The sequence below is a fragment of the Actinoplanes sp. ATCC 53533 genome (assembly GCF_003947245.1).
In genome coordinates this window covers 1-11,616 of sequence record NZ_QHHV01000186.1, presented here as the reverse complement: position 1 = coordinate 11,616, position 11,616 = coordinate 1, and the positions used below count along the sequence as shown (strand labels likewise).

Here is an 11,616-nt window from a genome sequence, read left to right as displayed (position 1 = left end):
TGCTCTGCTTCCCCATCSGRAACACCAGGTGCAGGCACACGATTGCCGGGGTGGTCGTCAGCACGTGCCGATTCGCTGATCGCCGCGCGGCCCGGCCGGCGGGTGTTGGTGTTGCCGGCCCTTTGCTCTGCTTCCCCATCGGAAACACCAGGTGCAGGCGCACGATTGCCGGGAATGCCCGGGCGATCGCGCCGCGAGCGCCATCCCCGGCTCCTACGGTTCATGGTCGGAAGGGGCCGAGGCCCGGCGGTGCCCGGCTTCCCGAACTTCCTCCTCGTGCACGGGCCGAGCACCATCCTGGGCCACAACTCCAACGTCTTCATGATCGAATGCCAGGTCAGGTACATCATGAAGTGTCTGCGCCTGCTGCCCGGCGCGGTCGAGGTCACCGAGGCCGCCATGACCGGCTACGGCCGCTGGCCGGCCCGCCGGATGCGCCGGACGGTCTGGCCGGCGGATTGCTCGCGCTGGTGCCAGACTCCCACCAGCCTGGTCACCAACCCATGGCCGACCGCCACCATGCGCTACTGGTGGGTGACCTCGCGGCGCGCGCCCGCAAGGCGCCCGTTCGCCACCCGGGCCGCCCTCCCGGCCCCGTTACCTGATCACCGATCCGCCTCGGCGTACTGGTCCGCGACGGCGCCCGGCGTTCGCCCGCAAGGCGCCTGTTCGCCACCCGGGCCGCCTGAGGCGCCGGTTTGGTCGGGCTCAGGTGCCGATCGCCTCGGCGTACTGGTCCGCGACCGCGGCGGGGTCGGCGAGCTCGGGCCCGATCGCGGTCAGGCCGAAGTCGACGACATCCGCTCCCAGCTCGCTCAGAAGTCTGGCGAGGAACGCCTCAGCGGCATCGGCCCGCGCCTGGATGTCGGCCGTGACCACTGGGACGGCCAAGACACCGGCGAGAGCGTTGGGCGGCAGCTGATCAAGCAGCACCTTGAGCGCACCGGAGTAGGTGCCCCAGCATGTCGGGGTCGCCACGATCAGCAGTGTGGCGTCCTGGACCTCCCGCAGCGCCTCGCCGGTGGCGGCGTCGGCCGGCGCGAGCAGGCCCTGCCCGAGTTCCGCGACATCGATGGTCACGAAGGTGACGTGGCCGCGGTGCGCCGCGAAGCGCTTCCCCACCGCCATGGCCAGCTGCAATGTCCTCGATCCAGGGCGCGGATGGCCGGAGATCACGACAACGTCCGACATGCGGCCCTCCCGGTGTCGCAGCTATCTCCCGCCATCATCAGGCCTTGACCCGGCACAGCACCATCCGTCGAGTGTGCAACTACGCCGCGCCACCGGGCCCAGGTCGGCGCGTGGCCGTTCGCAGGCTCGTATCAAGATGCTGTCAATGCCCTAATGCATCATTGATCATCAATCAAAGGTTCCCGCCTAGCGTCATTCCCAGGCGTCATTCGGACGCCGGAAGACCAGGAGGAACAAATGCGACCCGCCCGCCATCGGCACCGCCGCACCGCCACCGCCGTCCTCGTCGGCACCGCCCTCGCCGTCGCCGGCGCGGCGCCCGCGATCGCCGCCGAGCCGACCGGAACGATCCTGCACGCCGACAGCCCGTCCGCGATCGCCGGCACCTATCTCGTCGTGCTCAAGGACGGCGCGCAGATCGACAAGTCCCGCGCCGACCAGCTCGCCCGGCGCTACGGCGGCACCGTCTCCCGCGTCTTCGGCCACGCGATCGAGGGTTACACGGCCCACCTGAGCGCCCGGCAGGCCGCCCGGCTGGCCGCCGACCCGTCGGTGGCCTCCGTCGAGGCCGACCAGAGCGTCCGGATCACCGACACCCAGACCGCGGCCCCCTGGGGCCTGGACCGCGTCGACCAGCGGAACCTGCCGCTGAGCCAGACCTACACCTACGGTCCGAGCAGCGGCGTCACCGTCTACGTCGTCGACACCGGGATCACCGTCACCCACCAGGACTTCGGCGGCCGGGCCGGCTACGGCTACGACGCCGTGGACGGCGACAACGTGGCACAGGACGGCAACGGGCACGGCACCTTCGTCGCCGGCGTCGCGGCCGGCAGCACCTACGGCATCGCCAAGAACGCGAACATCGTCGGCGTCCGGGTCCTCAACGACAGCGGATCGGGCACCACCGCCGGGGTCATCGCCGGCATCGACTGGGTCACCGCCAACGCGGTGCCCGGCCGGTCGGTCGCGAACCTCAGCCTCGGCGGCGGCGCCAGCAGCACCCTGGACGCCGCGGTGCGGCGATCCATCACCGCCGGCATCCCGTACGCCGTCGCGGCCGGCAACTCCGGAGTCAACGCCGCCAACACCTCGCCCGCCCGGGTCACCGAGGCCCTGACCGTCGGCGCCACCGGCCGCACCGACGCACGAGCCTCCTGGTCCAACTACGGCGCCGTCCTGGACCTGTTCGCCCCCGGCGTCGACATCACCTCCGCCTGGCGCACCAGCAACACCGCCACCTACACCGGCAGCGGCACGTCGTTCTCCTCGCCGCACGTGGCCGGCGCGGCCGCCCTCTACCTCACCGCCCACCCCGGGGCACCGGTGGCGACCGTCAACGCGGCGATCGTCGCCGCGGCCACCACCGGGGTCGTCACCAGCCCCGGCAGCGGCTCACCGAACCGGCTGCTCTACACCGCGACACTGTCCAGCTGAACCGCTCCCTGCGCGCCACGGCCCGGCACCGGTGATCCGGGGCCGGGCCCGCTCCATCTCGACGCTGACTGGCGAGGGGGACGCCGGCGAGCACGACGGCTTGGTGAAGGCCGTCACTTACGGTCCAGTCGATTCGGTGTACGGGGCGGTCGGGCCATACGCTCCTTTCCCTAGTTACTCTCTCTGGTTACTGGGATTTGAAGGAGAAGAATCTTGTCTGCTCGCCCTCCGCTGGTCCGTGCCACGCTCAGCGTCGTCGCTGCCACCGCGCTGGCGCTCGTCGCGGCCTGCGGCGGCGGTAGCTCGTCCGACGACAGCACCGCGAACCCGTACCGCCTCGTCCAGGCCGGGACGATCCGAGCCGGCACCCTGACGGACGCCCCGCCGAACGTCTACCTCAAGGACGGCAAGTTCACCGGCTTCGACAACGACCTGCTCGTCGCCGTGGCCGCGAAGCTCAACCTGAAGGTGGAGTTCGTCGGCACCGACTTCTCGGCCCTGCTCTCGCAGGTGAACACCAAGAAGTTCGACGTGGGCAGCTCCTCGATCACCATCACCGAGGCGCGGAAGAAGACCGTGGCCTTCACCAACGGCTACGACTTCGGCTACTTCGGGCTGGACGTGCCCAAGGGATCGACCATCACCGGCTTCGGCGGCCTGGCCGGCAAGCGGGTGGCGGTCGTGCAGGGCACCGTGCAGGACGACTACGCGACCAAGAACCAGTTGAACCCGGTCCGGGTGCCCGATTACAACAGCGCCGTCAACCAGCTCAAGTCCAAGACCGCCGACGCCTGGATCGCCCCCGCCGAGATCGGCGAGAAGCTCGCCGGCGACAGCAACGGCGCGATCGTGATGGTGCAGAAGCAGCTCAGCTCCGAACCGACCGCCTTCGCGGTCGCGAAGGACAACGACGCTCTGCTGGCCGCGCTGAACAAGGGCCTCGACGAGGTGATCGCCGACGGCACCTGGGACAAGCTGCAGGCGCAGTACTACCCGGGCCGGCCGGTCCCGGACACCTTCAAGCCGGGCAGCGGCACGGCCGCGACCCCGCCCGCGGCCGCCAGCCCCAGCACGACCGGCTGACCCGGCGTCCGGAGGGAGACGTCCGTGGACACCTTGACCCAGTTGTGGCACACCTTCTTCGACTGGCCCTCGATGCGCGAGAGCCTGCCGGAGATGCTCACCGTCGGCCTGCCGAACACGCTCATCCTGGCCCTGCTCTCCGCCATCCTCGGCACCGTGATCGGGTTGCTCCTCGCCGTGGCGGGGATCTCCCGCACGCGATGGCTGCGCTGGCCGGCCCGGGTGTACACGGATATCTTCCGCGGGCTGCCCGTGGTCGTGACGATTCTGCTGATCGGGGTGGGCCTGGCCCCACTGGCACTCGGACTGTGGGGCACCAACCCGTACCCGCTGGGCATCCTGGCGCTGGGACTGGTCGCCGGGGCGTACATCGGGGAGATCTTCCGGTCCGGCATCCAGAGCGTGGACCACGGCCAGCTGGAGGCCACCCGGGCCCTGGGCTTCTCCTACCCGACGGCGATGCGGCTGGTCGTCATCCCCCAGGGCATCCGGCGGGTGCTGCCCGCCCTGGTCAACCAGTTCATCGCGCTGGTCAAGGACTCCAGCCTGGTGTACTTCCTCGGCCTGCTGGCCAGCCAGCGCGAGCTGTTCCGGATCGGCCAGGACTACGCGGCCAACACCGGCAACGAGTCGGCGCTCCTGCTGGCCGGATTGTTCTATCTGGTGCTGACCGTGCCGTTGACGCACCTGGTCAACCTCATCGATCGGCGGTTGCGCTCCGGCCGTCCGGAACGCATCGAAGATCCGGCGCCGCCGCAGGCCGGCGCCCTCAGCGAGGTGGCGGCCCGATGACCCCGCGAACCCCATGGACCACAACCGATCCCGTACGGCTGGAGGTGCGCGACCTGCACCTGTCCTTCGGCGACCACGCGGTCCTGCGCGGCGTCGACCTGGAGGTCCCGAGCGGGCAGAGCGTGTGCGTCGTCGGGCCGTCCGGCTCGGGCAAGTCCACCCTGCTGCGCACCATCAACCGGCTGATCGAGCCGAACCGCGGCGAGGTCCTGCTCGACGGCGAGGACACGGCCACCTGGAACCCGGACCAGCTGCGCAGGCAGGTCGGCATGGTGTTCCAACAGTTCAACCTCTTCCCGCACAAGACCGTCCTGCAGAACATCACCCTGGCGCTGCGCAAACTGAAAGGGGCGTCCGCCGCCGAGGCGGAAGAGGTGGCCCTCCGTCAGCTCGACATCGTCGGCCTGCGCGACAAGGCCGGCCGACGGCCGGGCAACCTCTCCGGCGGCCAGCAGCAACGGGTGGCCATCGCCCGCGCGCTGGCCATGTCACCGCGCGCCATGCTGTTCGACGAGGTGACTTCCGCGCTGGACCCGGAACTGGTCAAGGGCGTCCTCGCCCTGCTCGCCGACCTCGCCGCCCAGGGCATGACCATGGTGGTGGTGACCCACGAGATGGGCTTCGCCCGCCGGGTGGCCGACCAGGTCGCCTTCATGGACGGCGGCGTGGTGGTGGAGGCGGGCCCGCCTGACCAGATCTTCGACTCTCCCACCAGTCCACGCCTGCGGCAGTTCCTCTCCCAGGTGCTGTAGCCGTCGCGCCCGGGTGCGATTATCCTAGCTTGCATATAGGATTTATAAAGTACGTGACTGCACCGCCCACGACGGTCTCAGGACCGAGAGGGGAGGATCCGCATGCTGCGCCCTTCCGCCATGACCCGCCTGGCCACGCCGGTCGACGTCGAGCGCTACGGCGAATACCGGATCACGCCGGAAACATCCTTCCGCGGCCGGATCACCGAGAACGGGCCGTTCACCGCCCGGCCGTTCCGCTATCACGTGTACGGCGGCTGGTTCTGCCCCTGGTCACAGCAGGTGGCGATCACCCGAGAGCTGGCCGGCCTGCACGACCTGGTGACCATGTCCTACGTGGACGACGACCGCGACGGGCGCGGCTGGGCGTTCCGTGAGACGTACGGTCCGGACCCGGTCAACGGGTTCACCCTGCTCCGGCAGGCCTACGAGGCGACCGTCGACGGCTACACCGGCCACGTCGCCGTGCCTATGCTGTGGGACAGGCTCACCACCCAGGTCGTCAGCAACGAGGCCGGCGGAATAGGCGTCGACCTCACCACCCGCTTCCGGCACCTGGCCGACGACCCGGTGGACACCTACCCGCCCGGATCGCGCGACCGGATCGACGAGTTGAACGGCTGGCTGCGCCCGGCCGTCAACGAGGGCGCGGGCGCCGCGGCCCGTGGTTCGGAGGCTGCCCGCGCGGCGCTGCTGGACGCATTCGAACGCCTCGACGCCCGGCTGGCGCACTCGCGGTTTCTGATCGGCGACGTGCTCACCGAGGCTGACATCCGGCTCTGGGTGACGCTGGTCCGCTACGACGTCGGGCCGAACGCCCACCGCACGATCAATCCCGGGCTGCATGTCTACCCGCGGCTCTGGCGCTACGCGCGCGCCCTGTATCGGATCTCGGCGTTCCACGACACGACGAACTTCGCCGCCTTCACCCGGCCGGGCGCGGAGGTGCCCGACTGGACCTTGTGACACCTCGCGGACACGCCTCGCCTTCGAGGTGGCCGACGGCTGAGCTAAACCGGGAAGTGGCCCCGGCGCCAGTGCCAGTGGCGACCGGCCTTCAGATGATCGACAATCGCGCGCTGGAGCATCGTGCGGCGCGGCAGCTGGTCGAGCGGCGTGCTCAGGGTGCGGAAGACGAACCGTAGCGCCTCCACATCGGCGTCCAGCCCTTCCGGCTCCTCGTAGGGCTCCAGCTCGAACCTCCGCTGGAACCGGACGATGTTGGAGTCCTCGGGCAGATATTCCAGCAGCTGCGGGTCGAGCAGCCACGAGCCGCAGGAGAACTCCGTGTAACGCTCGCGGGGAAAGTGGTGCGGGAAGAACGCACGGGCCTCGTCGAGCGACGCCGTGACCGCTTCCGGGGTCATCGGGCCCGACTCGGGGATGTGCAGGCCGATGGCCGTGCCGCCGCGCTGGTGTTGCAGCCGGCCCAGCTCGTAGACGCCGCCGCGCGCGTGCAACGTCAGCCAGCTCTGCATGACCGGCCAGCCCTCGCCGTGCATCCGCCGGTCGATCGCGAGGTTGCGGCCCAGGTCCGCCAGGGTCGCCCACGACACGGCCTCGGCGACACCGTGGTCCCGGTGGTACGCCGTGACCACGTCCACCAGGGCCAGATACGCGTACGCGTAGAGATGCCGCCAGGCGGGACCCCGCCCGCGCGGCAGCACCGGGCCGGGCGACAGCCAGCCGTGACCCCCGAGATCGGCGCGGACCAGGGCGATCGAGCGGTCGAGCAGCCAGCGCAGCTCCGATGTCCACAGCGGAGAGCCGGAGTCGGGCCAGCCGGCCATGATCTCCGCGCGGTCGTCTGGCCGCACCGCGAGCCGGTCGAGAATCCCGGGCGCGTCCGCCCTGGCGGGCAACGGAGCCGACTGCCGGTCGCCGGCGAGCCGGTGCACGCGATCGACGTCCTCGACGGGCACCCCGAGCCGCGAAGCCATGCTTTCCAGATCCACGCGCACGACCCTACCGAGCGGCGGTGCGAGCCGGGTGGAACTCCACCCGGCTCGCCGCACTCAGAAGGCGCCCGTATAGAGCAGCCGGTTCGGTGAGCCGGACCCGGGGCTGGTCACGACGCCCGTGGTGGCGTTGCTGATCATGGCGCTGTGCACCTGCGCCGGCGTGTCGCCCGGGTGGGTGGCCAGGTAAAGCGCGGCGGCACCGGCCACATGCGGTGCGGCCATCGACGTGCCACTGATCGTGTTGGTGGCGGTGTCGCCGGTGGCCCAGGTCGACGTGATGCTGATGCCGGGGGCGAAGACGTCGACGCAGGTGCCGCGGTTGGCCCAGGACGGCTTGGCGTCGCTGCTGTTGGTCGCGGAGACGGTGATCGCCGTGCTGACCCGCGCCGGGGACTGGGTGCAGGCGTCCAGGGCGAACAGGCCGAACAGGCCGTTGCCGGCCGCGATCGCGTAGCTGACACCGGAGGCGATCGACGCGCGTACCGCGTTGTCCAAGGCGGTGTCGGCGCCGCCACCGAGGCTCATGTTGGCGACGGCGGGCTCGACCGCGTTGGCGGTGACCCAGTCGATGCCGGCGACGACCTGCGCGGTGGTCCCGCTGCCCTCGCAGTTGAGAACGCGCACGGCGACAAGCTGCACGCCCTTGGCGACACCGTGGGCGCTGCCACCGACGGTGCCGGCGACGTGCGTACCGTGGCCGTTGCAGTCGTCGGCGGCACCGCCGTCGACCGCGTCGAACCCGCTGACGGCGCGCCCACCGAAGTCCTGGTGGGTGGTGCGGATGCCGGTATCGATGATGTAGGCGTGCACGTTCGCCGCGTTCGTATTGTAGGTGTATGCCTGGTTCAGCGGGCGGTTACGCTGGTCGATGCGGTCCAGGCCGTAGGACGGCGGGTTGGTCTGCGTGTCGGAGCTCCGGTGGACCATGTTGGGCTGCACGAACGCGACGTCCGGATCGGCAGCCACCTGCCGCGCCTGACGCGCCGACATGGTCGCCGCGAAACCATTGAAGACCTTCGTGTACGTGTGCAGCACGCTCGCGTCATGCTCGGCGGCGACCGCGCGAGCGACCTTGCCGGACTTGAGAACGACGACATAGCTGTCCGGCACCACCTCGGCCCCGGACACCGAGAGAACGTCTGCCTCGGCCGGTGCCGCCTGCGCACCGGTGGTCAATCCGAGGACCGACAGAACAACGACGCCCGCAACGGCGACGCCTCGACGGATGGCTGTTCTCACCTGAACCTCCCCACGTTGGGTGGTCACGCAACCACGCGAAGTGACGCTAGCAGGCGAATCGACACATGTGAATAATGGTCGACCAGGTCGCCCGGGTCACACAGCGAACTTGGCAGCGCGACCAACCCGTGGACGGACGCCGGAACCGCCCGATACTGGGCGAGCCGCAGTTCGATGTCCATTCAGTTGCTGTGTGGATGCAAGCCGGTCAAGGTCGGCAACCACAGCCTGAACACCGGCCGGTACGCAACCAAGACCCCCAGTGCTCTGGCGGCCACTCGTACGCGGCACCCTTGACGTTGCGGCCTGATCACGCGTAGACGCGGGACGGCTGCTGGCCGAGTCCTGGGCGCACAGACCAACGAATGCCGTGGACGTCTGTGAACTGCATTTCAAGTTTGAAAAGATTGGCCAGATTGTGCGCCTCAATCTCGACAGGATGCTGGATGGAGTGAGCCGCCAGATTCCACTTCAACTGCTTGACGTCTCCTGCATTCAATACAGCAAGCGGCGTCGGTCCACCATTGCCAAATACGACTTCAAGTTTGGTCTCGCGATGAGTGAGAACTCCGGTGACATTGGTAATCGGATGTATGCCATAATTGCCAAAATGTACACTATAAGAGGTGAAGTAGTGCAAACCATTCTCAATCGCGGAGGGAAGCGTTGGATGGTGCAGGACCACTGTCCGGGCCTGCATGTCCTGTTCTTCCCGACGATCTTCTTCGATTCGCTTTATCTCGTACTGCCGCGTCTGCCGCTCACGTGCTAGACCGATCGCTGCGTAGATCAGCGCACCGACAGTACCGATTGCGGCGACCACTGTGGCAATGGCTTCGGTCCAGTCGGCGGGGGTGGCTTCCTGGGATGCGGTCTCAGCCGCCAATTGCGCGATAGACGTCACGCTGTCACACGGTAGTGGCATCGCCATCTGTTCAAATCCGGTCAGCCAGTCATGAGGAGTGGTCCATACGGCCGACCCCGATCCCGGATGCTGACAATCTTGGCCGCGGCGCTGACCACGAGTGCGTCCGGGTCGCTGGTGTCGATCTCCGGGGTCTTGGCAAGCGCCAAGGTGAACGCCAGTCGGGTGCCGCAGGCTGGGCATTCCCTCGACAGGTCCCCGATCGTCGCAGACAACGTCTCGGCGTCCAACCCCGGGCTGGAACCCGGTTGACCTGGAGAAGCAGTTAACCCCCACCACAGCCACCGCATCCAGGGAGCTGGCGTGCGATCTGTAACCATGGGCCATATCTCTAGCCTTCTGTGGCCGTTCAACTTCCCGGCGCACCTCGACGCATTGTTGCGGTGGCGGGTGATAATGCGGTTGTGCTCAGACGACGCTGGGTGATCACGGGCAATGTCGGCCGATGGTCGCTTGCGTTGGCGACGATCGTGGCGGCGTTTTTTGCGGTCTGGGCCGTCTGTCACGCCGTTGTGCCCGGCCTCGACCTTGACGTCGAACTCTCCCTGGCCGGCCTGACCGCGGCGGTCCTCTCTCTTCCGCTCGGGGTGTGGGCCTCTGGACCCGGCGGAGTCTCCCAGCAGGGTCGCTTCGTCATCGGGGAGATCCCGCGGGAGCCGCCCGCCTTTCAGCCACGCGACGATCTCCGCCGACGCCTGACCAGGGCCGGCCGGATCACCGTCGTCACAGCCCTCACCGGCGCCCGCGGGGTAGGCAAGACGCAACTCGCGGCCGCTGTGGCCCGCACATGTATTACCCGGCGTTGGCCGGTTGTGGCCTGGGTGGTCGCCGAGGATGAGACCCAGTTGATCAGCGGCCTCGGCCGGCTCGGCCGGGCACTCGGCCTGTGCGCACCGATGGACGATGACGAGACTGCCGCGGGCAAGGCGCGTTCCTGGCTAGAGTCGACCGCGCCTCGCCGCTGCCTTCTGGTGTTCGACAACGCGGTCGAGGCTGATCTGCTAACTCGATGGCTCCCCGCGGCTGGCCACGCGCGCATCGTCATCACCACGACGCAACGATCGTTTGAGGAGCTCGGTTCCACCGTCGATGTCGAGGCCTTCACTGAGCAGCAAGCACTGCGATACCTCCAGGAACGCCTCGGCCCGCAAGAGGAGACCGGCGCTCGTGCCGTGGCGCGTGAGGTCGGGCACCTTCCGCTCGCCCTCGCGCAGGCCGCAGCGACGATGCGGACCCGGAGCCTTAGCTACCCAGAGCTTCTAGCCCGGTTGCAGGTCCAGTCGATCGAGAACGCTTTGACCCGGCGACCGGGTGACGGCTATCGCCTCGGTGCCGCCCGCGCCGTGTTGCTGGCCCTCACCTCGCTGCCCGACCCGGATGGCCGCGTAGCCGAACTGGCGGGCCTTATCGCCGTACTGTCACCAGTCGGGGTCTCTCGGACCGTTTTGCACGGGTTCGGTGATGAGACCGACTCGGCTGTTGCGGTGCTTGCCGAGTCATCCTTGGTCGCGTTCAACGTCAACGACCGGTCCATCATCATGCACCGATTCACCCGCCGGGTTCTGCAGGACCGCGACGAGCGTTCCGGTGAGTTGGCCGAGCGGGTTGGCCAAGCCGCGGCGCTACTCACGGCATTCCGCGATCGCATCGTGGAGCGATCGCGACCATGGGATGAGCATCGCGCACAAAGCCGGGAGGCAGTGCTGCAGATCAACGCGCTGTGGGACACCGCCTCCGGACGCCTAAACTCAGACGAGGTCCGCCCCTTGCTGCGTCTGCGCGGATGGATGATCGGCCAACTGTGGATGGTCGGGGAGCACACCCAGGCGATCAACCTTGGCCGGACCGTTCTGGAAGACCATGAACGCCTGCTCGGCGCCGATGACGAAGACACCATCGACGCCGCCGCGGGCCTCGCGCTCGCCTACGGTGGACAGCGCCGGCACGACGAGGCCATCGCGCTGAACACCAAGGTCGTGACATGGCGCGAAGAACACCTGGGCGACACACACCCGGAGACTCTGAACGCCCGCAACATCCTGGCGAACAACTATCTCGAGTCGTCCAATGACTATGGGCTTCCCGATCGGGCCTCCACTGCGGTGGCGTTACACGAGCACAATCTCGGCGAATATCTTCGCGTGCTCGGCGAGACGCATCGCGGGACGCCGTACTCGTGGCGGAGCCTCTGTATGGCATACGCCGCTGCTGGGCGGCGATCATGACGCCGCGGCCC

The 11,616-nt window shown here is 68.6% G+C and carries 10 protein-coding genes; 6 read left to right on the top strand and 4 right to left on the bottom strand.

The features are described from left to right. Positions 1 to 708: 708 nt before the first annotated feature. On the bottom strand, positions 709 to 1,191 hold the full coding sequence (locus DMB66_RS45145) for an NADPH-dependent FMN reductase (RefSeq protein WP_125810277.1): 483 nt from the start codon (positions 1,189 to 1,191) through the stop codon (positions 709 to 711). A 237-nt stretch (positions 1,192 to 1,428) separates the two neighbouring features. Here DMB66_RS45145 and DMB66_RS45140 point away from each other — a divergent pair, with 237 nt between their 5' ends. The 5 genes from DMB66_RS45140 (at position 1,429) to DMB66_RS45125 (ending at position 6,221) form a co-directional block, all read left to right on the top strand. Continuing rightward, positions 1,429 to 2,628, top strand: a complete 1,200-nt coding sequence (locus DMB66_RS45140; protein WP_125810276.1) for a S8 family peptidase — start codon at positions 1,429 to 1,431, stop codon at positions 2,626 to 2,628. Positions 2,629 to 2,841: 213 nt separating this feature from the next. After that, the gene (locus DMB66_RS63095) at positions 2,842 to 3,711 is read left to right on the top strand and encodes an ABC transporter substrate-binding protein (RefSeq protein ID WP_199752997.1); all 870 of its coding nucleotides are present in this window, start codon (positions 2,842 to 2,844) and stop codon (positions 3,709 to 3,711) included. Positions 3,712 to 3,735: 24 nt separating this feature from the next. After that, complete coding sequence (locus tag DMB66_RS63090) at positions 3,736 to 4,503, top strand: amino acid ABC transporter permease (protein WP_199752996.1); 768 nt, start codon at positions 3,736 to 3,738, stop codon at positions 4,501 to 4,503. Then, complete coding sequence (locus tag DMB66_RS45130; RefSeq protein WP_125810275.1) at positions 4,500 to 5,255, top strand: amino acid ABC transporter ATP-binding protein; 756 nt, start codon at positions 4,500 to 4,502, stop codon at positions 5,253 to 5,255. Before DMB66_RS63090 ends, DMB66_RS45130 begins: the two co-directional genes overlap by 4 nt. Positions 5,256 to 5,357: 102 nt before the next feature. Further along, complete coding sequence (locus DMB66_RS45125) at positions 5,358 to 6,221, top strand: glutathione S-transferase C-terminal domain-containing protein (protein WP_125810274.1); 864 nt, start codon at positions 5,358 to 5,360, stop codon at positions 6,219 to 6,221. A gap of 44 nt (positions 6,222 to 6,265) precedes the next feature. On the opposite strand, the gene DMB66_RS45120 is transcribed toward DMB66_RS45125, so the two are convergent. The 3 genes from DMB66_RS45120 to DMB66_RS45110 form a co-directional block, all read right to left on the bottom strand. Then, the gene (locus tag DMB66_RS45120) at positions 6,266 to 7,210 is read right to left on the bottom strand and encodes an acyltransferase domain-containing protein (protein WP_125810273.1); all 945 of its coding nucleotides are present in this window, start codon (positions 7,208 to 7,210) and stop codon (positions 6,266 to 6,268) included. 60 nt (positions 7,211 to 7,270) lie between these two features. Next, positions 7,271 to 8,455: a S8 family peptidase gene (locus DMB66_RS45115; RefSeq protein ID WP_233625297.1), complete on the bottom strand. Its 1,185-nt coding sequence runs from the start codon at positions 8,453 to 8,455 to the stop codon at positions 7,271 to 7,273. Positions 8,456 to 8,765: 310 nt separating this feature from the next. Further along, on the bottom strand, positions 8,766 to 9,359 hold the full coding sequence (locus DMB66_RS45110) for a hypothetical protein (RefSeq protein ID WP_125810272.1): 594 nt from the start codon (positions 9,357 to 9,359) through the stop codon (positions 8,766 to 8,768). Between the two features lie 425 nt (positions 9,360 to 9,784). Between DMB66_RS45110 and DMB66_RS45105 the strand changes: the two genes are divergently transcribed. Continuing rightward, the gene (locus DMB66_RS45105; RefSeq protein ID WP_125810271.1) at positions 9,785 to 11,605 is read left to right on the top strand and encodes an ATP-binding protein; all 1,821 of its coding nucleotides are present in this window, start codon (positions 9,785 to 9,787) and stop codon (positions 11,603 to 11,605) included. The last annotated feature ends 11 nt before the right edge of the window (positions 11,606 to 11,616 follow it).

Bases quoted from the DNA above. Each gene is read 5' to 3' on its own strand.
- DMB66_RS45145 (WP_125810277.1), bottom strand. From the start codon at position 1,191: ATGTCGGACGTTGTCGTGATCTCCGGCCATCCGCGCCCTGGATCGAGG.
- DMB66_RS45130 (WP_125810275.1), top strand. From the start codon at position 4,500: ATGACCCCGCGAACCCCATGGACCACAACCGATCCCGTACGGCTGGAG.
- DMB66_RS45140 (WP_125810276.1), top strand. From the start codon at position 1,429: ATGCGACCCGCCCGCCATCGGCACCGCCGCACCGCCACCGCCGTCCTC.
- DMB66_RS45125 (WP_125810274.1), top strand. From the start codon at position 5,358: ATGCTGCGCCCTTCCGCCATGACCCGCCTGGCCACGCCGGTCGACGTC.